16 protein-coding genes and 6 tRNA genes are annotated in these 20,838 nt (G+C 70.7%); 5 read left to right on the forward strand and 17 right to left on the reverse strand.

The window, feature by feature from the left end:
* On the forward strand, positions 1 to 871 hold an 871-nt coding region (locus tag MHY49_RS10400), incomplete at its 5' end, for a hypothetical protein (protein WP_239203921.1).
* Here the strand turns inward: MHY49_RS10400 and MHY49_RS10405 are convergent.
* From MHY49_RS10405 to MHY49_RS10485, 17 genes are all read right to left on the reverse strand, one after another.
* Positions 814 to 3,168, reverse strand: a complete 2,355-nt coding sequence (locus MHY49_RS10405; protein WP_239203922.1) for a bifunctional (p)ppGpp synthetase/guanosine-3',5'-bis(diphosphate) 3'-pyrophosphohydrolase — start codon at positions 3,166 to 3,168, stop codon at positions 814 to 816. The genes MHY49_RS10400 and MHY49_RS10405 overlap by 58 nt on opposite strands.
* A 137-nt stretch (positions 3,169 to 3,305) precedes the next feature.
* Positions 3,306 to 3,818 carry an adenine phosphoribosyltransferase gene (locus MHY49_RS10410; protein WP_239203949.1) on the reverse strand — a complete coding sequence of 171 codons (513 nt, stop codon included), beginning with the start codon at positions 3,816 to 3,818 and terminating at the stop codon, positions 3,306 to 3,308.
* A 125-nt stretch (positions 3,819 to 3,943) separates the two neighbouring features.
* Positions 3,944 to 5,011: a protein translocase subunit SecF gene (secF, locus tag MHY49_RS10415; protein WP_239203923.1), complete on the reverse strand. Its 1,068-nt coding sequence runs from the start codon at positions 5,009 to 5,011 to the stop codon at positions 3,944 to 3,946.
* Positions 5,008 to 6,903 carry a protein translocase subunit SecD gene (gene secD, locus MHY49_RS10420; RefSeq protein ID WP_239203924.1) on the reverse strand — a complete coding sequence of 632 codons (1,896 nt, stop codon included), beginning with the start codon at positions 6,901 to 6,903 and terminating at the stop codon, positions 5,008 to 5,010. The genes secF and secD overlap by 4 nt, the downstream gene beginning before the upstream one ends.
* A 42-nt stretch (positions 6,904 to 6,945) precedes the next feature.
* Complete coding sequence (gene yajC / locus MHY49_RS10425) at positions 6,946 to 7,446, reverse strand: preprotein translocase subunit YajC (RefSeq protein WP_239203925.1); 501 nt, start codon at positions 7,444 to 7,446, stop codon at positions 6,946 to 6,948.
* 198 nt (positions 7,447 to 7,644) lie between these two features.
* A complete protein-coding gene (gene ruvB / locus MHY49_RS10430; protein WP_239203926.1) occupies positions 7,645 to 8,718 on the reverse strand; it encodes a Holliday junction branch migration DNA helicase RuvB in 1,074 nt (357 codons plus the stop codon).
* Positions 8,715 to 9,335, reverse strand: coding sequence for a Holliday junction branch migration protein RuvA (ruvA, locus tag MHY49_RS10435; protein WP_239203927.1), 621 nt, complete (start codon positions 9,333 to 9,335; stop codon positions 8,715 to 8,717). Before ruvA ends, ruvB begins: the two co-directional genes overlap by 4 nt.
* A gap of 26 nt (positions 9,336 to 9,361) precedes the next feature.
* On the reverse strand, positions 9,362 to 9,952 hold the full coding sequence (ruvC, locus tag MHY49_RS10440; protein ID WP_228358610.1) for a crossover junction endodeoxyribonuclease RuvC: 591 nt from the start codon (positions 9,950 to 9,952) through the stop codon (positions 9,362 to 9,364).
* A gap of 52 nt (positions 9,953 to 10,004) precedes the next feature.
* Complete coding sequence (locus tag MHY49_RS10445; RefSeq protein WP_239203928.1) at positions 10,005 to 10,763, reverse strand: YebC/PmpR family DNA-binding transcriptional regulator; 759 nt, start codon at positions 10,761 to 10,763, stop codon at positions 10,005 to 10,007.
* A 62-nt stretch (positions 10,764 to 10,825) separates the two neighbouring features.
* On the reverse strand, positions 10,826 to 12,097 hold the full coding sequence (locus MHY49_RS10450) for a PrsW family intramembrane metalloprotease (RefSeq protein WP_239203929.1): 1,272 nt from the start codon (positions 12,095 to 12,097) through the stop codon (positions 10,826 to 10,828).
* Positions 12,094 to 12,741 carry an HIT domain-containing protein gene (locus MHY49_RS10455; RefSeq protein ID WP_370646101.1) on the reverse strand — a complete coding sequence of 216 codons (648 nt, stop codon included), beginning with the start codon at positions 12,739 to 12,741 and terminating at the stop codon, positions 12,094 to 12,096. The genes MHY49_RS10450 and MHY49_RS10455 overlap by 4 nt, the downstream gene beginning before the upstream one ends.
* A gap of 9 nt (positions 12,742 to 12,750) precedes the next feature.
* Positions 12,751 to 14,751, reverse strand: a complete 2,001-nt coding sequence (thrS, locus tag MHY49_RS10460) for a threonine--tRNA ligase (RefSeq protein WP_239203930.1) — start codon at positions 14,749 to 14,751, stop codon at positions 12,751 to 12,753.
* A 201-nt stretch (positions 14,752 to 14,952) separates the two neighbouring features.
* Positions 14,953 to 16,482 carry an OFA family MFS transporter gene (locus MHY49_RS10465; RefSeq protein WP_239203931.1) on the reverse strand — a complete coding sequence of 510 codons (1,530 nt, stop codon included), beginning with the start codon at positions 16,480 to 16,482 and terminating at the stop codon, positions 14,953 to 14,955.
* A 237-nt stretch (positions 16,483 to 16,719) separates the two neighbouring features.
* A tRNA-Val gene (locus tag MHY49_RS10470) sits at positions 16,720 to 16,791 on the reverse strand.
* A gap of 30 nt (positions 16,792 to 16,821) precedes the next feature.
* Positions 16,822 to 16,892 (reverse strand) — tRNA-Cys (locus MHY49_RS10475).
* Between the two features lie 76 nt (positions 16,893 to 16,968).
* Positions 16,969 to 17,041 (reverse strand) — tRNA-Gly (locus MHY49_RS10480).
* A 26-nt stretch (positions 17,042 to 17,067) separates the two neighbouring features.
* Positions 17,068 to 17,139: transfer RNA gene (locus MHY49_RS10485), tRNA-Val, on the reverse strand.
* 272 nt (positions 17,140 to 17,411) lie between these two features.
* On the opposite strand from MHY49_RS10485, the gene MHY49_RS10490 reads away from it, so the two are divergent.
* From MHY49_RS10490 to glgX, 4 genes are all read left to right on the forward strand, one after another.
* Positions 17,412 to 17,484, forward strand: a tRNA-Gly gene (locus MHY49_RS10490).
* A gap of 25 nt (positions 17,485 to 17,509) precedes the next feature.
* A tRNA-Val gene (locus MHY49_RS10495) sits at positions 17,510 to 17,581 on the forward strand.
* 88 nt (positions 17,582 to 17,669) lie between these two features.
* The gene (locus tag MHY49_RS10500; protein WP_239203932.1) at positions 17,670 to 18,458 is read left to right on the forward strand and encodes an NAD(P)-dependent oxidoreductase; all 789 of its coding nucleotides are present in this window, start codon (positions 17,670 to 17,672) and stop codon (positions 18,456 to 18,458) included.
* A gap of 61 nt (positions 18,459 to 18,519) precedes the next feature.
* Positions 18,520 to 20,790 (forward strand): glycogen debranching protein GlgX, encoded by a 2,271-nt coding sequence (gene glgX, locus MHY49_RS10505; RefSeq protein WP_239203933.1) that lies wholly within the window; start codon positions 18,520 to 18,522, stop codon positions 20,788 to 20,790.
* The last annotated feature ends 48 nt before the right edge of the window (positions 20,791 to 20,838 follow it).

Here is a 20,838-nt window from a genome sequence, read left to right on the forward strand (position 1 = left end):
CTCCCCCGCCGTCGCCCCGCCCGCATCGCCTGCACCGCCCGGCGCAGTCGGTTCGGTCGGCGCAGTCGGCGCGTTCGGCCCGACCGGCGCCTCCCCCACGGCTTCCGCCGAGGAGCACCCGTCCCTGCCGTCGGCCGACGCCCCGTGCGCGGCATGGTCGCAGCAGGCGGCCGAGCTCGCGGCCGCCCTCGAGCAGGAGGTCGCCCGCTGGCCGGCGACGCTCTCCCACTACGACGATGTGCGCACGGGGGCTCTGGTGCCCGTCGGCGAGGGTCGGCTGGTCCCCTTCTATCTCGCCGAGCACGCCTCGGACCGGGCTCTGCTGGTGGGCGGCGCCGTCGGCGCGAGGCTGCGCAGCGATCACGTGATCGCCCTCTGGTCGGCGCACTGGGTGCACACGGGCGCGGCGTTCCCCGACCCCATCGACCTCGTGACCTTCTCCCACCGCAGCGTGATCCCCGGGGTGCGCGTCCACCATTCCGGCGTCACGATCACCGACATCGAGCAGATCGCGGGCACGCCGGTCACCACCCCCGCCAGGACGGGCGCCGATCTGCTGCGCTTCGACGGAGAGGCCGCGATCGAGGGAGTGGAAGCGCTCGTGCGCACCGGGCTGTGCACGGGAGAGCAGATCGGGGAGCGGCTCGCAGCGGCGCGAGGGGGCTCGGGGAGCAGGGTCGCCCGCAGGCTCCTCGAGCAGATCGTGCGGCGCTGCGCGTCAGCTCCCGAGGGGGCGGAGGACGCCGACACGCGCGAGCGGGCCGTGCTGCGGGTGCGGGAGGTGGAGCGCTGGGCGCGCCGAGGTCACGGGGGTCAGGCCTCGACCATTCCTCGACCCTCGACGACCTTGCCGTCCGCCGTGACGCGGTAGGCGTCGTAGACGCCCTCGACCTTGCGGACCTGTGCGAGGACGGCCTGCAGGTGCGAGGGGTCGGCGAGCTCGAAGGAGAAGTACGCCGTGGCCAGTCGGTCCCGATGCGACTGGCATGAGGCGGACTGCAGGCTCACCTGCTGGTCGGCGATCACCAGGGCGAGGTCCGTGAGCAGTCGATCCCGATCCAGCGCCTCGACCTTGATGTGCACGAGGTAGACCGAGCCCATGCGGCCGGACCAGTGGACATCCACGATCCGATCGGGCTGCTCCTCCTCCAGCTGCGTGGCGTTGAAGCACTGTCGATGGTGCACCGAGATGCCCGACCCGCGGGTCACGAAGCCGATGATCGGATCGCCCGGCACGGGTGCGCAGCACTTGGCGAGCTTGACCCACAGGTCCTTCTGCCCGTCGACGATCACACCCTGGTCGGTCTCGCTGGTGTGGCGCTGCGCCTCGGAGGGGCGGGCGAGCACCTTCGAGGGCAGGGTCGTCTCGACCACGTCCTCCTCGGCCCCGGCGGTCCCGCCGAAGGTCGCCCGGAGCTTCTCGACGACGTTCTGGGCCCCGACGTGCCCCTCGCCGATCGCGGTGTAGAGGGCGTCCACGGAGTTCTGGTCGAGGTCCAGCGCGACCGACTGCAGGGTCTCGTGGGTGAGCAGGCGGCGCATCGGAAGGTCCTGGCGGCGCAGCGCCTTGGACAGCTCGTCCTTGCCCTTCTCGAGCGCCTCCTCGCGGCGCTCCTTGGAGAACCACTGACGGATCTTGGTGCGGGCGCGCGGGGTCTTCACGAAGCCCAGCCAGTCCTGGCTGGGCCCGGCGCCGTCGGCCTTCGAGGTGAACACCTCGACCACGTCGCCCGTGCTCAGCGCCGAGTCCAGCGGCACGAGCTTGCCGTTGACACGTGCCCCGATGGTGCGGTGACCCACCTCGGTGTGCACCGTGTAGGCGAAGTCGACGGGTGTCGCCCCCTGGGGAAGCGCGATCACGTCGCCCTTCGGCGTGAAGACGTAGACCTCCTGGCTGTTGATCTCGAAGCGCAGGGAGTCCAGGAAGTCGCCCGAGTCGGAGGTGTCCTTCTGCCAGTCCATGAGCTGGCGCAGCCAGGCCATCTCCCCCGACTTCGCCGTCGGCGCCGGGTCGGGGCCCGCCATCGCCTTGTACTTCCAGTGCGCGGCGACGCCGTACTCGGCGCGGCGGTGCATCTCACGGGTGCGGATCTGCACCTCGACGGGCTTGCCGGTGGGACCGATGACGGTGGTGTGCAGCGACTGGTACAGGTTGAACTTGGGCAGGGCGATGTAGTCCTTGAAGCGCCCCGGGATGGGCGACCACCGGGCGTGCAGGATGCCCAGCACGCCGTAGCAGTCGCGCACGGTGTCCACGAGCACGCGGATGCCCACCAGGTCGTAGATGTCCGCGAAGTCGCGCCCGCGCACGATCATCTTCTGGTAGATCGAGTAGTAGTGCTTGGGGCGGCCGGTGACGGAGGCCTTGATCTTCGCCTTGCGCAGGTCATCCTGGATCTGACCGGACACGCTCGCGAGGTACTGCTCGCGGGCGGGCGCGTGCTGGGCGACCAGGGAGACGATCTCCGCGTACACCTTCGGGTAGAGCACCTGGAACGAGCGGTCCTCGAGCTCCCACTTCATGGTGTTCAGACCCAGGCGGTGCGCGAGAGGGGCGTAGATCTCGAGGGTCTCGCGCGCCTTGCGCTCGGCCGACGCGGCGGGCACGTACCGCCAGGTGCGGGCGTTGTGCAGGCGATCGGCGAGCTTGATGAGCAGCACGCGGATGTCGCGGCTCATCGCCACGATCATCTTGCGCACGGTCTCGGCCTGGGCCGCGTCGCCGTAGGTCACCTTGTCGAGCTTGGTCACGCCGTCGACGAGCAGGGCGATCTCGTCGCCGAAGTCCTTCCGCAGCTGGTCCAGCGAGTAGTCGGTGTCCTCGACGGTGTCGTGGAGCAGAGCGGCCGCGAGCACCTCCTGCGGGCTGCCGAGCTCCGCGAGGATCATCGCGACCGACACCGGGTGCGTGATGTACGGGTCCCCGCTCTTGCGGAACTGCCCCTGATGGGCCCTCTCGGCGACGGCGAAGGCGCGCTCCAGCAGTCCCAGGTCCTCCTTGGGATGGACCGCGGTCACCGCCTGGACGAGCGGTTCGAAATAGGCCGACGAGGGGTTCGGACTGGTCGGCGACGTGCGTCCGACCAGGAACGAGAACGGAGACCGCGAGCGCCGATGGACGGGCGCCGGGCGCGACTCCGACCGGGGGGTGGTCCCGTGTTCACTCATCCGAACCTCCTGCGCAGTCACCCGAGTCTACGACCCCGTAGGGAGTGGTGGTGTCCGGCGTCCGCCGACGGCGGAGAGCTCCGGATCCGGAAGCGTCCGGGCCCCGTGCGGCCGAGGGCCCGGAGCGGGCCTGCGTCTCAGTTCTGGACGGACTCGACGGTCACGACGGGGACGTCCGCGGGGAGTCGATCGCGTCCGCCCAGGCCCTCGAGCTCGAGGAGGAAGGAGACGCCCAGCAGCTCCACGTCGAAGCGGCGCACGAGCTCGATCGTGGCCGCGGCGGTGCCGCCGGTGGCCAGCAGGTCGTCGACCACCATCACGCGGGCCCCGCGCGGGAGCGCGTCGACCGCGATCTCGATCTGGGCGCTGCCGTACTCGAGGTCGTAGCTGATCGAGCGCGGCGTGCCGGGGAGCTTGCCGGCCTTGCGCGCGGGGACGAAGCCGGCGCCCATCTCGAAGGCCAGCGGCGCGCCCAGCACGAAGCCGCGCGCCTCGACGCCGACCACGAGGTCCACCTGCTCGGGCAGGATCGCGCTCCAGTGGCCGATCACGGCGTGGAAGGACTCGGGGTCGCGCAGCAGCGGGGTGATGTCGCGGAACAGCACACCGGGCTCGGGGAAGTCCTGATAGGTGTCGATGTGCGAGGCCATGAGCTCCCGCACCTGCTCGGGGTCGAGCCTGCCGGTGGGTCCGGTGCCGGCACCGGCGGCGGTCGTGGCGCCGACGGTCGTGGGGCCGGCGGGCGTCGAGCCTGCGGGGCTCGCGAGGGCGGGGGTCATCGGCGCCTCCTGGTCGTGGTGGTCGTGGCGCCCGCTGCGCTCTCGAGGGCCCCGTCGGAGTCGTCGTCCGCGCCGGCTCCCTCGGTCCCGGCGCTGCGGGCCTCGAGGACGCGCCTGCTGTGGGCTGCGATGTCCTTCTCGCGTCCGCGCAGGGTCACCACGAGGCCGGGAGCGAGGAACACCGAGGAGTAGGTGCCCACGAAGATGCCGATGAACAGGGCCAGGGAGATGTCCTTGAGCGTGCCGGCGCCGAGCACGAAGGCTCCGATCGCGAGGATGGAGCCCACGGGCAGCAGGGCGACGATCGAGGTGTTCAGCGAGCGCATGAGCGTCTGGTTCGCCGCGAGCTCGACGGCCTCCGAGTACGTCCTGCGGTTCTGATCGGTCAGGTGGGCGGTGTTCTCGCGCATCTTGTCGAACACGACGATCGTGTCGTACAGCGAGTAGCCGAGGATCGTGAGGAAGCCGATCACAGTGGCCGGGGTGATCTCGAAGCCGACGACGCCGTACACCGCGGCGGTGAAGAGCATGTCGTGCACGAGCGTGATCATCGCGGCGAGCGAGGTCTTCACGTTGCGGAAGTAGAGCGCCATCACGGCGGCGACCAGGAGGATGAACACGACCACGCCGCGGGCCATCTTCGTGGTGACGTCGCCGCCCCACACCGGGCCGATGTAGGAGGTCGAGACGTCGGAGACGCGCACGTCGTAGGTGTCCGCCAGATCCTGGGCGACCTGCTGGGTCTGCTGGGTGTCGAGCTGCGCGGTCTGCACGCGCAGCGTGCTCCCGCCGATCATCGTCACCTTCGGCTCGTTGTCGCTGACGACCTCGCGCACGACGTCGCGGGCCTGCGACTCCTGGGACGAGCTGACGCCCGAGACCTGGAACTCGGAGCCGCCGGTGAACTCGATGCCCAGGTTCACCCCGCGCACCAGCGCGATGCTGCCGAGGATGACGACGACGATGACGCTGATCAGGTACCAGGTGCGCCGGCGGCGCACGATCGGGACGGAGACCGCGCCGGTGTGCAGGTCGTTGCCGAGATTCGCCGTGCTGAGCCTCATCGTGCGTCACTCCCGTCCTCGTCGCCCTGCGATCCGCTGTCCTCGCCCCCGGGATCCGGGCCGGGGTCCGCGCTCGTCCCCTTCTGGTCCGTCTCCCCTGTCGACGCCCCCTCCCGGGCCTCCCGGGCCAGGCGAGCCTTGCGCTGCGCGAGGGTCTCGCGGACGGGTGCCTCGTCGTCCGCGCCGTCGACCGGGCCGCGCTCAGCGGCCGAGCGGACGCGCCCGCGGCCCGCGTAGGTGGGGACCTGGCGGCCGAGCTGGGCGGGATCGAGCCCGCTCATGGGATGGCCCTTGCCGAAGAAGCGGGAGCGCACGAGGGTCTGCAGCAGCGGGTGGGTGAAGAGGAACACCACCACGAGATCCATGATCGTGGTGAGCCCCAGCGTGAACGCGAAGCCGCGGACGCTGCCCGTGGACAGGACGTACAGCACGATCGAGGCGATGAGGTTCACCGTGTCCGAGGCGAGGATGGTGCGCTTGGCGCGGTTCCAGCCATGGTCCACGGCCGCGACGATGCCGCGGCCGTCGCGTATCTCGTCGCGCACGCGTTCGAAGTAGACGATGAACGAGTCGGCCGTGAAGGCGATCGCGACGATCAGGCCGGTCACGCCCGCGAGCGAGAGGCGGTAGCCGATCTCCGGGATGTGCGAGAGCACGGTGAGCGTGAGGTAGGTGAGCACGCCGGTGACCACGAGGCTCGAGGTCGTCACGATCGAGAGCACCCGGTACTGCAGGGCCGCGTAGGCGACCACGAGGATCAGCCCGATGATGCCCGCGATGAGGCCCTTCTCGAGCTGGTCGCCGCCGAGCGTCGCGGAGATCTGCTGCTCGGACTGGATGTCGAACTGCAGCGGGAGCGCGCCGAACTTCAGCTGGTCGGCGAGCTGCTTCGCGGTGTCCTGATCGAAGTTGCCGCTGATCGACGCGCCGTTGGAGGAGGGCGTCTGCACGTAGGGCGCGGAGACGACCTGGCCGTCCAGGACGATCGCGAAGGAGTCGGTCGCGCCCTTCTTGTTGTAGAGCGCGTTGGTCATGGTGCCGAAGGTCTTGCTGCCCTCGGAGGTGAACTGCATGTTCACCAGGTAGGAGCCGGTCGCCTGGCCCGAGGAGTTCGTGTCGCTGCCCACGCTCGCGTTGGTCACCACGGTGCCGGGCAGGACCTCCGGGCCCAGCAGGTACTTGGCCGAGCCGTCGTCGCTGCAGGCCACGACGGGCTGGGAGTTCGGCGCCGAGGAGGCGATCTCCTGCTGCGCCTTGGGATCGGTGCAGTCCACGGCCGCGGCCTGCGATTGCAGCGCCGTGGTCGCCCAGTCGGAGGACCAGGCGGCGGGCACGTCGGAGGACGAGCCGTCGCCGCCCCCGTCGGATGCGCCGTCGGACGCATCGGAGGCGCCGGTCGCCTGCGCGGTCGAGTTCGGCGCATACGGGTCGTCCAAGGTGATCGCGCCGGAGAACACCTCGTCGGAGGGGCCCGATCCCCCGTCGTCACTGGCCTTGGCGCTGCCGGTCCCCGAGGGGTCGAGGGTGGCGAGCACGGGCCGGAACGACAGCGCCGCCGTCGCCCCGAGCGCCTCGCGGGTCTCCGAGTCGAGATTCCCCGGGACGTCCACGACGATGTTGGTGCCACCCTGGACGCTGATCTCCGTCTCGGCGACACCCATCGCGTTCACGCGCTGGGAGATGATCTCGCGGGCCTGATCCATCGAGTCCGCGTCGATGGCGGAGCCGTCGGTCGTGCTCGCCTGGAGGATGATCTGCGTGCCTCCCTCGAGATCGAGGGCGAGCTTCGGGGAGGCCTGCCAGCCGCCCTTCCAGACCCCGGCACCGACGATGCCGATCAGGACCACGATCAGGAGGACGAGCCCTCCCAGGGACGTGCGACGTGCGCTCATGCGATATGCGATTCCTCAGCGGGGCGACGTGTCAGGGGTGCTTCAGCGTGCGGTGCCGGGCTCGTCGCCCCGGGCGGTGACGCCGGGGATCTCGCCCTCGCGGGAGGCGTCGGCCGACGCCGGCGACTCGTCGCCGAAGTCCGGGAGGGACTCCGCGCGGTCCTCGGTGCCGCTCGCGCTCGCGTCGAGCGCGGTGGCGTCCTGCGCGGTGCGCGACGTCTCGGAGCCCTCCGACCTCTCGACCGTCTCGCCCTCGAGCGGGGCGGCGTCGGCGTGCGCGGCGCTCGGGTCCGCAGGGCCGGCGATCGCCTGACGGGCCCACTTGGTGTGCGCGCCGGACTCGGTCTCGAGGATGACGACGTCGTCGTACTCCTCGACGATGAGGCCGAAGAAGCCGGAGTGGGTGCGGACCTCGTCCCCGACGCCGAGCGCCTTGACCTTCTCCTGCTGGGCGGCCTGGGCCTTGCGCTGACGGCTGGACATCCAGACCATCAGCAGGATCATCGCACCGAACATCACGATGAGGGGGATCATGGACTGCATGGGGGTCCTTTCGAGCGCCGCCTGGCACCGAGGGGCGCGGGGCGCGAGCTGATCGACGGGTGCGGCGCGGCCGCACGGGCGGGCGCTGAGCGGCTCGGCCGCACGCGCACCCGCACCACTCTACCTGCCGACCCCGAACGTCCCCTCGGAACATCCTCGCGGCGGCGCGAGCACCTCTGCCGGCGACCGCCCGACGCCTCAGAACCGACCGAGCGGCGGGGTCGTGCCCGATGCGGGCTCGGGGGCGGCGAGCCCCAGGTGCGACCAGGCGAGCGGCGTCGCGATGCGGCCGCGCGGGGTGCGGGTGAGGAAGCCCTCGCGCACCAGGTAGGGCTCGACGACCGTCTCGACGGTCTCCGTCTCCTCGCCCACGGACACGGCGAGGGTCGACAGCCCCACCGGTCCCCCGGCGAAGCGCGTGCACAGCGCCGAGATCACGGCGCGGTCGAGGCGGTCCAGGCCCCGCTCGTCGACCTCGTAGACGTCCAGGGCACGACGAGCGGCGTCGAGGTCGAGCCGACCGTCGCCGCGCACCTGCGCCCAGTCGCGCACGCGTCGCAGCAGACGGTTGGCGATGCGGGGCGTGCCGCGGGAGCGGGAGGAGATCTCGCCGGCGGCCGCGTCCTCGATCTCGACCGCGAGCTGCCCGGCCGATCGCGTGACCACGCGATGCAGCTCCTCGGCCCGGTAGTAGTCGAGATGGCCGGTGAACCCGAAGCGGTCGCGCAGCGGCGCGGGGAGCAGCCCCGCCCGCGTGGTCGCGCCGACGACGGTGAAGGGCGGCAGCTCGAGCGGGATCGAGGTCGCGCCGACTCCCTTGCCGACCACCACGTCGACCCGGAAGTCCTCCATGGCGATGTAGAGCATCTCCTCGGCGGGACGCGCGAGCCGGTGGATCTCATCGATGAACAGCACCTCCCCCTCCTCGAGGGCGGAGAGGATCGCGGCGAGGTCCCCCGCGTGCTGCACGGCGGGCCCGGAGGTGATGCGCAGCGGCACGGACAGCTCGGTGGCGATGATCATCGCCAGGGTGGTCTTGCCGAGTCCCGGCGGACCCGAGAGGAGCATGTGCTCGGGCGGGCGCCCGCGGCCCTTGGCGGCGTCGAGCACCAGGGAGAGCTGCTCGCGCACGACCTCCTGTCCGACGAAGTCCGCGAGGCTCTTCGGACGCAGAGCCGCCTCGGCGGCCCGTTCGAGCGCCCCGGACTCCGCGCTCGTGAGGGCGCGCCCGCCGTCGTCGGCCTCGTCGAAGTCCTCCGTCGACGCGCTCACCGGCTGCCTCCGAGGCGGCGCAGGGCGGCGCGCAGCAGACCGGCGGCGTCCTGCGGGGCATCGGGCTCCTCGTGGACGCCGGAGACGGCGTCGGCCGCGGCCTTGTCGGGCCAGCCGAGGCCGATGAGGGCCGTGACCACCTGGTCGTCCAGCGGGTGCGCGCCGGCGACGGGGGCGCCGGCGTCGTCGACCTGCTGCTCCCCCTGCTGATCGGCGGGCGGTGCGAGCTTGCCGCCGAGCTCGAGGATCATGCGGCTGGCGACCTTGGGGCCGATCCCGGGCGTGCGGGTGATGGCCTTGACGTCCTGCGCGGCGACCGCGCGGCGCAGATCCTCCGGGGACAGGACCGCGAGCACGGCGAGGGCGAGGCGCGGGCCGATGCCGCTCACCGACTGCACGATCCGGAAGGTCTCCGTGTCCTCCGCGGAGGGGAACCCGAACAGCGTCAGCGAGTCCTCGCGCACGACGAGCTCGGTGTGCAGGGTCAGCGGTGCGCCGTGCCGGGTCTGGGCGAGGGCGGCGGGCGTGGTGCACACGAGGTAGCCCACGCCGTGGACGTCGAGGACCAGGGAGTCGAGGCCGATCGAGGCCACCGTCCCGGTGAGAGAAGCGATCACGGCACCACCCTAGAACACGTGTTCGATCAGAAGCGGGAGGTCGAGGACTCCCGGGCGCGCCGCGCGCTGCGCTCCGCCTCGGCCCAGACGGACTGCGCGCTCGTGCGCGCGCGGCCGCTGGAGTCGAGCCTCACCGGCCCGGGCCCGCGCCAGAGCTGGGTGAGGGCGATCGCGACGGCGTCGGCGGCGTCGGCCGGCTTCGGAGGCGCCTCGAGGTGCAGCAGCTTGACCAGCATGGTCTGGATCTGCTTCTTGTCGGCGCGCCCGCTTCCCGTGACGGCGGCCTTGACCTCGGAGGGCGTGTGCATGGCGATCCGGATGCCGCGCTGCGCGGCGAGCAGGATCGCGACGCCGGAGACCTGGGCGGTGCCCATCACGGTCGAGGTGTTGTTCTGGCTGAAGACCCGCTCGATGGCGACGACGTCCGGAGCGTGCTCCTCGATCTTCTCCTCGAGGCCCCGGGAGATCACCAGCAGGCGCTGGTCGATCCCCTCCTCGGGGCTCGAGCGCACGACGCCCACGTCGACGAGGGTCGCCGAGCGGCCGCGCCCGGCGTCGAGGACGCCGTAGCCGCAGCGCGTGAGCCCGGGGTCCACGCCGAGCACCCGGAGCGTCATCGCTGCGACGCTCCGGGTGCGGACGGGGACTCCCGGCGCGGGGGCAGCAGGATCAGTCCTCGTCCTCGAGCTGCGCGGCGACGTCCTCGGGGATGTCGAGGTTCGAGTAGACGTTCTGCACGTCGTCGCTGTCCTCGAGCGCGTCGATCAGGCGGAGCACCTTCTGGGCGCCGTCGAGATCGACCTCGGTGCGGATGTTCGGCACGAACTGCGCCTCGGCGCTGTCGTAGTCGACGCCCGCCTCCTGGAGAGCGGTGCGCACGGCGACCACGTCGCCGGCCTCGGAGATGATCTCGAAGGTGTCGCCCTCGTCGTTGATCTCCTCCGCCCCGGCGTCGAGCACGACCTCGAGCAGGTCGTCCTCGGTGTTCCCCTCCTTGGGGACGGCGACGACGCCCTTGCGGTTGAACATGTAGGCGACCGAGCCGGAGTCGGCCATGTTGCCGCCGCTGCGGGTGAAGGCCAGGCGCACCTCGGAGACCGCACGGTTCTTGTTGTCCGTGAGGCACTCGACGAGCAGGGCGACGCCGCCGGGGGCGTACCCCTCGTACATGAGCGTCTGGTAGTCGACGCCGCCGCCGTCCAGACCGCCTCCGCGCTTGACGGCGCGGTCGATGTTGTCGTTGGGGACCGAGGTCTTCTTGGCCTTCTGGATCGCGTCGTACAGGGTCGGGTTCCCCGCGGGGTCCGGCCCGCCCGTACGCGCCGCCACCTCGATGTTCTTGATGAGCTTGGCGAACAGCTTGCCGCGCTTGGCGTCGATCGCGGCCTTCTTGTGCTTGGTCGTCGCCCACTTGGAGTGACCCGACATGTGTCTCCTCGGCTGGTCGATCCTTCGGTCTGGACCCCGACAGTCTACGGCCGGCGCGGCCCTCAGCCGTCCGCGGCGGACGCGGAGGGGACGACAGGCCGGCTGAGCGCCCCGATCAGCCGACGGTCCGCGGTGATGCGCTCGAGCAGCTCCCGCTCGCGCTCACGGGTCTTGGCCGTCGGCTTCCCGTGGAGCACGCCGTGCCGGGTGATGGCGAGGTCCACCGCGGCGAGGATGAGGTCGTGCATCGCCATCCGCGGCACGGCCCCGTGGGCGGACGCCCACTTCTCGGCGCGGCGGCGGGCGCGGATCGAGACCAGCATGTCCACCTCGCGGGGCGCGAACCATCCCGCGCGCCCGTAGGCGGAGAGCTGGGTGCGCACGATCCGCTTCTCGCGCAGCCGCAGGAAGGTCATGATGCCCGCGAGCAGGAGGAACAGCGGGAGCTGGATCGTGAGGTAGTAGCGCAGGAAGCCCGCCATCGGCGCCGCCTGGTCGACCTGGATGAAGAAGGTGGAGCCGTTCCACAGGGCGTGCAGGCACATGCCCAGCGAGAGCCCGCCCACTCCCAGTCCGAAGTAGAGCATCAGGGAGCGGCGCTCGGCGGCGATCCCCAGCCCCAGCCCGCACAGCGAGGTGAAGCTCGCATGGGCGAACGGGGAGAGCAGGCCTCGCAGCAGGAAGGTCTGCCAGAACGCGTCGACGGTGCCGGAGGCCTGCGCCTGCTGGAAGGCGCGCCCGAAGTAGAGCACGTTCTCGGTGAAGGCGAAGCCGCCGGCGATGAGCATGGCGTAGACGACGCCGTCGATCGGCCCGCCGATGAAGCGCCGGCCCCAGATCAGCAGGGCGATGAGCCCGGAGGACTTCATCGATTCCTCGACGAGAGGCGCCTGGACCACGGCGGCGAGGAAGTTCGCGGTGTTCTCGCCCGCGTCCTGCGGGGTGATCCACCAGGTCACGGCGCCGCCGATGACGAAGGTCAGCGCGACCGAGCCGGCCGCGCCCCACACGAAGGAGTAGACGAGGGTGATCCGTGGCTGCGGCGTGTACCGGTCCAGCCACCACACGGCGGCGATCACGAGGCTCACGGGCACGAGCGCGGCGGTGAACGCGACCAGGGCCGTGCCCGTGCCGAGCGGCCGGATCGTGAAGAACCACACCCCGGCGGCGACCAGGATCAGGGCCGCGATCGCGCCGCCCCAGACGAGCAACTGCACCCAGGGGCGCCGCCTGCGGGTGCGCCGGGCCGAGCCCGGGCGCAGGTGCCCGGGCGCCTGCGGGTCCGTGCGGTCGACGTCGTACCCGTAGTCGGCGGTGGTCCCCGGGGCGCTCATGCGCGCTCGCCCTCCCCCGCCCCGCCGGGCCAGGCCGCGGCGTACTGGGCACGGGTGTCGGCGAGCAGGATCGGCAGCGCCTTGGTGCGTCCGACGATCGGCAGGAAGTTCGCGTCCCCGATCCAGCGCGGGACGACGTGCTGGTGCAGGTGGGCGGCGATGCCGGCCCCTCCCGCCTCGCCCTGGTTCATGCCCAGGTTGAAGCCGTCGGGACGGGAGACCTCGCGCACCACCCTCATCGCGGTTCGGGTGAGGTCCGCGACCTCGACGACCTCGTCCTCGGTGAGGTCCGTGTAGTCGGCGACGTGGCGGTACGGGCACACCATGAGGTGGCCGCTGTTGTAGGGGAAGAGGTTGAGGATCACGAAGGCGAGGGACCCGCGATGGACGATGAGCGCGTCCTCGTCGCTCTTCGCGGGGCCCGCGCAGAAGGGGCACTGCTCGCCGTCGTCGGGGTCCTCGGGCTTGCCCTCGCCCTGGATGTACACCATCCGATGGGGCGTCCACAGCCGGTCCATGCCGTCGTCCTCGCCCGCGAAGGCGCTCGGGGACTCGACGCGCACGGACTCATCGGTCCGCTGCTCGTCGGCGTGCTCGTCCTCGGCCCTCTGCTCCGCGGAGCCGTGCTGCTCGGGCGTGCCCATCGGACCTCCTCAGACCTGCGCGCGGGTGCGGATCGACTCGACGATGCGCTCGACGGCCTCGTCCACGGGGATGCCGTTGTCCTGGCTGCCGTCGCGGAAGCGGAAGGAGACCGCGCCGTTCTCCTGGTCCTCGCCGCCGGCGATGAGGAGGTAGGGCACCTTCTCCTTGGTGTGCGTGCGGATCTTCTTCTGCATCCGGTCGTCCGAGGCGTCGACCTCCACGCGCACTCCCCGCTCGCGCAGCCTCTGCGCGACCTGGTCGAGGTAGGGCGCGTACTCGGCGGCCACGGGGATGCCGACGACCTGCACGGGGGCGAGCCAGACCGGGAAGGCGCCCGCGTAGTGCTCGAGCAGCACGCCGAAGAAGCGCTCGATCGACCCGAAGAGCGCGCGGTGGATCATCACCGGGCGCTGGCGGGAGCCGTCGGACGCGGTGTACTCGAGCTCGAACAGCTCGGGCTCGAAGAAGTCGAGCTGGATGGTCGAGAGCTGCCAGGTGCGGCCGATGGCGTCCTTGGCCTGCACCGAGATCTTCGGGCCGTAGAAGGCGGCGCCGCCCGGGTCGGGCACCAGGTCGAGGCCCGACTCCCGGGCGACCTCCTCGAGGGTGCGGGTCGCCTCCTCCCAGGTCGCCTCGTCGCCCACGGACTTCTCGGGGTCGCGGGTGGACAGCTCGAGGTAGAAGTCGTCGAGCCCGTAGTCGCGCAGCAGGTCCAGCACGAAGGTCAGCAGGCTCGCGAGCTCGTCGCGCATCTGCTCGCGGGTGGTGTAGATGTGCGCGTCGTCCTGGGTGAACCCGCGGGCGCGGGTGAGGCCGTGGACCACGCCGGACTTCTCGTAGCGGTAGACGCTGCCGAACTCGAACAGCCGCAGGGGGAGCTCGCGGTAGGAGCGGCCCCGGGAGCGGTAGACGAGGTTGTGCATCGGGCAGTTCATGGGCTTGAGGTAGTAGTCCTGGCCCTGCTTGGTGACGTTGCCGTCCGCGTCCTGCTCCTCGTCGAGGTGCATGGGCGGGTACATGCCGTCGGCGTACCACTCGAGGTGGCGGGAGGTCTCGAAGAGGTTCTTCTTGGTGATGTGCGGGGTGGAGACGAAGGAGTACCCGGCCTCGATGTGGCGCCGGCGGGAGTAGTCCTCCATCTCCATCTTGATCATCGCGCCCTTGGGGTGGAACACGGGCAGCCCGGAGCCGATCTCGTCGGGGAACGAGAACAGGTCCAGCTCGGAGCCCAGGCGGCGGTGGTCGCGGCGCTCGGCCTCGGCGATCCGCTCCTGGTAGGCCTTGAGCTCGTCCTTGGTGGGCCAAGCGGTGCCGTAGACGCGCTGCAGCATCGGGTTCTTCTCGCTGCCTCGCCAGTACGCGGCGGCGGAGCGGGTCAGGGCGAAGCCGTTGCCGATGTGCTTGGTCGAGGGCAGGTGGGGGCCGCGGCAGAGGTCGGTCCAGACCACGTCCCCCTTCTTCGAGACGTTGTCGTACATGGTCAGTCCGCCGGCGCCGACCTCGACGCTCGCGCCCTCGGCGGCGTCGTCGGCCGAGGACTTCAGCCCGATCAGCTCGAGCTTGAAGGGCTCGCCGGACTCCTCGGCGCGGGCCTCGTCGTCGCTGACCTCGCGGCGCACGAACCGCTGGTTCTCCTTGACGATGCGCCCCATCTGCTTCTCGAGGTTCTTGAGGTCCTCGGGGGTGAAGGGGGTCTCGACGTCGAAGTCGTAGTAGAAGCCGTCGGTGATGGGCGGTCCGATGCCCAGCTTCGCCTCGGGGTTCACGCGCTGCACCGCCTGGGCGAGCACGTGCGCGGTGGAGTGGCGCAGGATCGAGAGGCCGTCCTCGCTGCCGAGCTCGACGCCCTCGATGTCCTGGCCGTCGGCCACGGCGGTCGCGAGGTCCCGCAGCTCGCCGTCGACCCGCAGGGCGACGATCGTGCCCTGGCCCTCGAACAGCTCGGTGCCCGTGGTCCCCTCCTCGATCTGCTGGGGGGATCCGTCGAGGGTGATGGCGATCTGGGCCACGGGGTGCTCCTTGCTGGTCGGGTCGAGCCGGCCGACGATGCCGGCTCCGCGGACGATCGTATCCGGCCGCCGCCTCCCCCGAGAACCGCATTCGACCGGCGCGAGACGCGCACGGCCCGGGACGGTCGCGACGCGCGACCGGCATGACCCGGGCCGGGCACGACGCGCGACCCGCAGGACTCGCGACCGGCCCGCGCGGGATCAGCCGGTGAACAGTCCGACGGCGGTGATGAGCGTCTTCACGACGCCGTAGGCCAGCGCCGCGACCACGATGAGCCCGAGAACGCTGGCCGCGGCGGTGTGCGCACCGCTCGCGGACGCCGCACCATCGCCGTGCCGGGCGTCCGACGCCTTCGCCGCGGCCTCGCGGTCGTGCTCGGCCTTCTTCGCGACGACCTCCGGGTCCTCGAAGTGGCGCGGGTCGAGCCTGCGGATCAGGAGGTTCGCGACGAAGCCGACGACGAGGATGCCGATCATGATGATCAGCGCCAGGCGATAGAGGCCGAAGCCCTCCTGGCCCGCGCTCTTCTGGTGCTCGACCACCGAGTTCACGATCAGCGGGCCCACGATGCCGGCGGCGGACCATGCCGTGAGCAGGCGGCCGTGGATCGCGCCCACCTGGTACACGCCGAACAGGTCCTTGAGGTACGCGGGCGCCGTGGCGAAGCCGCCCCCGTAGAAGGAGATGATCACGAGCGCCGAGAGCACGAAGATCGCGAGCGCCTGGGAGCCGACGGTCACCAGCAGCAGGTACAGGAGGATCCCGCCGCCGAGGAACACCAGGTACGTGTTCTTGCGGCCCAGGTAGTCCGAGGCCGTGGACCATACGAAGCGGCCGCCCATGTTGAAGATCGAGAGCAGCCCCACGAAGCCGCCGGCGGCGACCGCGGTGATCCCGGCGAAGGATCCCTGGATCATCGGCGAGGCGGATTCGAGGATGCCGATGCCGGCGGTGACGTTGGTGAACAGCGCGATCCAGAGCAGCCAGAACTGCGGCGTGCGCATGGCTCCCCGGACGGAGACGTTCCCCGCGGACTGCATGGGCTTGGCCGTGGCCTGCGAGGCGTCGAATCCGGTCGGCGACCAGTCGGGATGCGGGAGGCGGATGACGTACGCGCCGAGGGCGATGACGATCAGGTAGATCACCGCGAGGGTGAGGAAGGTGCCGGTGATCCCGTCACCGAGATGATCGCCGCCGCCGCCGTACACCGCCATCAGCGCGTTGGAGGCGGGGCTCGCGATGAGCGCGCCGCCTCCGAAGCCCATGATCGCGAGGCCCGTGGAGAGGCCCGGACGATCCGGGAACCACTTCATGAGCGTGGACACCGGGGAGATGTAGCCGATCCCGAGTCCGATGCCTCCGATGACCCCGTAGCCGACGTACACGAGCCAGAGCTGGCTGGTCGCGACGCCCAGGGTCGCCACCAGGAATCCCGCCACCCAGAAGGCGCCGGAGACCACCATCGACTTCCGCGGGCCGACCTTCTCGACCCAGGCGCCCGCGATCGCAGAGGAGATGCCGAGCATCGCGATCGCGAGGGAGAAGATCCACCCGGTCGCGACCTCGCCGCTGCCCTCGTCGAAGCCGAAGTGGTCGATCAGCGGGGCCTTGAACACGGAGAACGCGTAGACCTGGCCGATGCTCAGGTGGATGGCGAGGGCCGCGGGCGGGATCAGCCAGCGGTTGAACTTCACGGGCGCGACGATCGCGTCGCGTTCGAGCACGGACATGGCGGGCTCCTCAGCATCGAGCTCGGGGGAAAGGGGCGGGGCGATACCGGTCTCCTGCACAGCATCGTGAGGACCGGACGTGCAGACGCTACACGGTCCGCGCCGGCGCACGGACCATTCGGGCACGCGCCGCGGCGACACCGCTTCGGGGCCGGCCGGAGACGGTCGGGAACGCTCGGGAACAGCCGGGACATGACGAAGGCCCTGACCGGATGCGCCGGTCAGGGCCTTCAGGTGTGGGCGATACTGGGATCGAACCAGTGACCTCTTTCGTGTCAGGAAAGCGCGCTACCACTGCGCCAATCGCCCTGATCGTCCTCCGCCCGGAGGCGGAAGCGGAGGTGGGTACGGGATTCGAACCCGTGTACACGGCTTTGCAGGCCGTTGCCTCGCCTCTCGGCCAACCCACCGGACGAGCGGCCGACGCGAGGACGGCCCCTCATGAGGAACGGCGCTCCCGACAGTGTCGGGCGCGCCGTCTCCCGGAGCGGACGACGGGACTCGAACCCGCGACCCTCACCTTGGCAAGGTGATGCTCTACCAACTGAGCCACGTCCGCATGACGAGGATCCGAGGATCCTGTCGTGGGCGATACTGGGATCGAACCAGTGACCTCTTCCGTGTGAAGGAAGCGCGCTACCACTACGCCAATCGCCCGTCGGGCCGCCCATGAGCGAGCCCTTCGGTGTCCTCCGCGGGAGCCGGGCTCCCGATCGGACCTGGACGAGATTACACCACCAGCGCCGCAGATCCGAACGTCAGAGACCACTTCGCGCTGTGGTGTGAGCCACCCCGGCCGAGGTCCCGCAGGGCTGGTGCCGCGCATCACGTGCATTTGCACGCGGCGCGCACACACCCGTAATGTGTCTCCTCGTCAGCAGGAACCACCTGCTCCGGGGCGACCCGGGAGCGATGGATCCGGCAGATGCGCGGACGTGGCTCAGTTGGTAGAGCATCACCTTGCCAAGGTGAGGGTCGCGGGTTCGAGTCCCGTCGTCCGCTCCGTCCCCTCGCAGCTCGGCTGCATGGGCGATTGGCGCAGTGGTAGCGCGCTTTCCTGACACGAAAGAGGTCACTGGTTCGATCCCAGTATCGCCCACGCTGAAGGCCCCGGTCATCGACCGGGGCCTTTTCCGTGTCCGCACCCGGCTCTGGCCAGGTCGCCGAGCACGTCCCACAATGGCCCCATGAGCGATGACGCGAAGAAGCGGATCCTGCTGACAGGGGCGACGGGCGGCGTGGGCACGGCACTGCTCGCCCGGCTCGACGACGAGTACGACATCGTCCCCCAGGGCCGGCACGCACGCACCGAAGAGCTGCGCGACCGGCTGCGCGTCGCCGACGTGACCGACTACGACCAGGTCCGCGCGCTGATGGAGGGGATCGACTCGGTCGTCCACCTCGCGGGCTCCGCCTCCCCCGAGTCCGACTGGGAGTCGGTGCTCGGTCCGAACATCGTGGGACAGCGCAACGTGCTGGAGGCGGCGCGGGACGCCGGCGTGCGCCGGGTCGTGCTCGCCTCGTCGAACCATGCGATGGGCGGCTACGACCGCCACGAGCAGTGGCCCGTGCACAGCGGCATGCCGCCCTGGCCGGACTCCCTCTACGGGGTCTCCAAGGTGTTCGGCGAGGCCCTGGGCCGCCACTACCACGACGCCTTCGGACTCCAGGTGATCGCCCTGCGCATCGGATGGATGAGCGAGGACCCGCTGTCCACGGACGTGGACCTGCTGCGCGCCATGTGGCTCTCCCCGGACGACGCGGCCCGGGCCGTGCGCAGCGCCCTCGAGGCCGATGTCCCCTTCGGCATCTACTACGCGATCTCCGCCAACCCCAATCGCCGCTGGGACATCACCGACACCATGCTCGAGCTGGGCTACCGCCCGCAGGACGACTGGACCGCCCTCCCCGGAGCGCACGAGGAGGTCGTCGAGGGCGGGGCCGACAGTCCGGGCGACTGGCCGGAAGGCTCCTGAGGGGGCCGACGGCCCGCGCCGCGCCCCGTCGGCCCCAGGTGCGCCCGGGTACTGTGCACACATGCAGATCTGGACGGGACAGCCGTACCCCCTCGGCGCGACCTTCGACGGCGGCGGCACGAACTTCGCCCTGTTCTCCGAGGCGGCCGAGCGGGTCGAGCTGTGCCTGTTCGACGAGGACGGCACCGAGACCCGCGTGCAGGTCACCGAGGTCGACGCGTTCGTGTGGCACGTCTACCTCCCGGCGGTCCAGCCCGGGCAGCGCTACGGCTACCGCGTCCACGGCCCCTACGACCCCGCCGCCGGCCAGCGCTGCGATCCGTCGAAGCTGCTGCTGGACCCGTACGCGAAGGCGATCAGCGGGATGGCCACGAACCATCCCTCGCTCTTCTCCTACGACTTCGAGGACCCCGAGCGGCGCAACGAGGAGGACTCGGCCCCGCACACGATGCTCGGCATCGTGGTCTCCCCCTACTTCGACTGGGGCAGCGACCACTCCCCCGGCCACGAGTACCACGACACCGTCATCTACGAGGCGCACGTCAAGGGCCTGACGATGCAGCACCCGGGGATCGACGAGTCGATCCGCGGCACCTACGTGGCGATGGGCCACCCCGAGATCATCCGCCATCTGCAGTCGCTCGGGGTGACCGCCGTGGAGCTGATGCCCGTGCACCAGTTCGTCCAGGACGGCCACCTCGTCGAGAAGGGGCTGCGCAACTACTGGGGCTACAACACGATCGGGTTCTTCGCCCCGCACAACGAGTACTCCTACGCGGGGGACGCCGGCCAGCAGGTCCAGGAGTTCAAGACCATGGTCAAGAACCTCCACGCCGCCGGCATCGAGGTGATCCTCGACGTCGTCTACAACCACACCGCCGAGGGCAACGACAAGGGCCCCACCCTCTCCTTCCGCGGCATCGACAACGCCTCGTACTACCGGCTCGTCGACGACGACAAGGCGCACTACTACGACACCACGGGCACGGGGAACTCCCTGCTCATGCGCACCCCGCACGTGCTGCAACTGATCATGGACTCGCTGCGCTACTGGGTCAGCGAGATGCACGTGGACGGCTTCCGCTTCGACCTCGCCTCGACGCTCGCCCGCGAGCTGCACGAGGTGGACCGGCTCTCCGCCTTCTTCGACATCATCCAGCAGGACCCGATCATCTCCCAGGTCAAGCTCATCGCCGAGCCCTGGGACCTCGGCGAGGGCGGCTACCAGGTGGGCGGCTTCCCGCCCCTGTGGTCGGAGTGGAACGGTCGCTACCGCGACACCGTGCGCGACGCGGGCCGCAGCGAGCCGGGCGTGCTCCCCGACTTCTCCTCCCGCCTCGCGGGCTCCTCCGACCTCTACCAGCACACGGGCCGCACCCCGATCGCCTCCGTCAACTTCGTCACCGCGCACGATGGCTTCACCGTGCGCGACCTCGTCTCCTACAACGAGCGGCACAACGAGGCCAACGGCGAGGGCGGCAACGACGGCGAGAGCCACAACCGCTCCTGGAACTCGGGGGCCGAGGGGCCGACGGAGGACCTCGCCATCACCTCGCTGCGTCTGCGCCGCGCGAAGAACTTCATGGCGACCCTCCTGGTCAGCCAGGGCGTGCCGATGATCCTCCACGGCGACGAGATGGGCCGCACCCAGCAGGGCAACAACAACACCTACTGCCAGGACGACGAGATCTCGTGGGTCGACTGGGACCTCGACGAGGACCAGCAGGACATGCTCGACTTCACCCGACACATGATCGCCCTGCGCCGGGCGCACCCGATCTTCCGGCGCCGGCGCTTCCTGGGCGGCCAGAACCCCTGCGAGGGCGACGAGTCCCTGCCGGACGTGGTCTGGCTCGCGACCGACGGCACCGAGATGACGCAGGAGCAGTGGGACGACCCGCAGAACAAGTGCGTGGACGTGTTCCTCAACGGCTCCGCGATCCCCGAGCCGGACGCCCGCGGCGAGCGCATCATCGACGACTCCGCGCTGCTCATGTTCAACTGGGCGGGCAACGACGTGGACTTCCGCGTCCCGCCCGAGGAGTTCGGCTCCGCCTGGTACGTCGCCTCGGGCACCGCCCACCAGCTCGATCTCGGCGAGAGGCTCGAGCCGGGGCAGACGATCACGCGGCCCGCCTACTCCGTGCTGATCCTGGGGCGCCACCCCGAGGATCCCGCCGCGGACGAGGCCGACGGCGCGCAGGCCGAGCAGGACGACTCCTCGCAGGCAGCCCTGCCGCCGCGCGAACGGGCGTACTCGAGCGCGTCCTCGCAGTCCCCCGGCCCGCTCGCCGCGCCGCGGATCACGAGCGCCTCGCACCCGCGGCGCTGACCCCTTCGGCCCACCACGGTCCCGCCCTGGTCCCGACCCGCGAAGGAG

Source organism: Brachybacterium sp. ACRRE (assembly GCF_022346485.1).
GTDB lineage: Bacteria > Actinomycetota > Actinomycetes > Actinomycetales > Dermabacteraceae > Brachybacterium > Brachybacterium halotolerans.

Bases quoted from the DNA above. Each gene is read 5' to 3' on its own strand.
- MHY49_RS10500 (WP_239203932.1), top strand. From the start codon at position 17,670: ATGAGCGATGACGCGAAGAAGCGGATCCTGCTGACAGGGGCGACGGGC.
- glgX (WP_239203933.1), top strand. From the start codon at position 18,520: ATGCAGATCTGGACGGGACAGCCGTACCCCCTCGGCGCGACCTTCGAC.
- MHY49_RS10405 (WP_239203922.1), bottom strand. From the start codon at position 3,168: ATGAGTGAACACGGGACCACCCCCCGGTCGGAGTCGCGCCCGGCGCCC.
- yajC (WP_239203925.1), bottom strand. From the start codon at position 7,446: ATGCAGTCCATGATCCCCCTCATCGTGATGTTCGGTGCGATGATCCTG.
- MHY49_RS10450 (WP_239203929.1), bottom strand. From the start codon at position 12,097: ATGAGCGCCCCGGGGACCACCGCCGACTACGGGTACGACGTCGACCGC.
- MHY49_RS10465 (WP_239203931.1), bottom strand. From the start codon at position 16,482: ATGTCCGTGCTCGAACGCGACGCGATCGTCGCGCCCGTGAAGTTCAAC.
- ruvC (WP_228358610.1), bottom strand. From the start codon at position 9,952: ATGACGCTCCGGGTGCTCGGCGTGGACCCCGGGCTCACGCGCTGCGGC.
- secF (WP_239203923.1), bottom strand. From the start codon at position 5,011: ATGAGGCTCAGCACGGCGAATCTCGGCAACGACCTGCACACCGGCGCG.
- MHY49_RS10445 (WP_239203928.1), bottom strand. From the start codon at position 10,763: ATGTCGGGTCACTCCAAGTGGGCGACGACCAAGCACAAGAAGGCCGCG.
- MHY49_RS10455 (WP_370646101.1), bottom strand. From the start codon at position 12,741: ATGGGCACGCCCGAGCAGCACGGCTCCGCGGAGCAGAGGGCCGAGGAC.
- secD (WP_239203924.1), bottom strand. From the start codon at position 6,903: ATGAGCGCACGTCGCACGTCCCTGGGAGGGCTCGTCCTCCTGATCGTG.
- MHY49_RS10410 (WP_239203949.1), bottom strand. From the start codon at position 3,818: ATGGCCTCGCACATCGACACCTATCAGGACTTCCCCGAGCCCGGTGTG.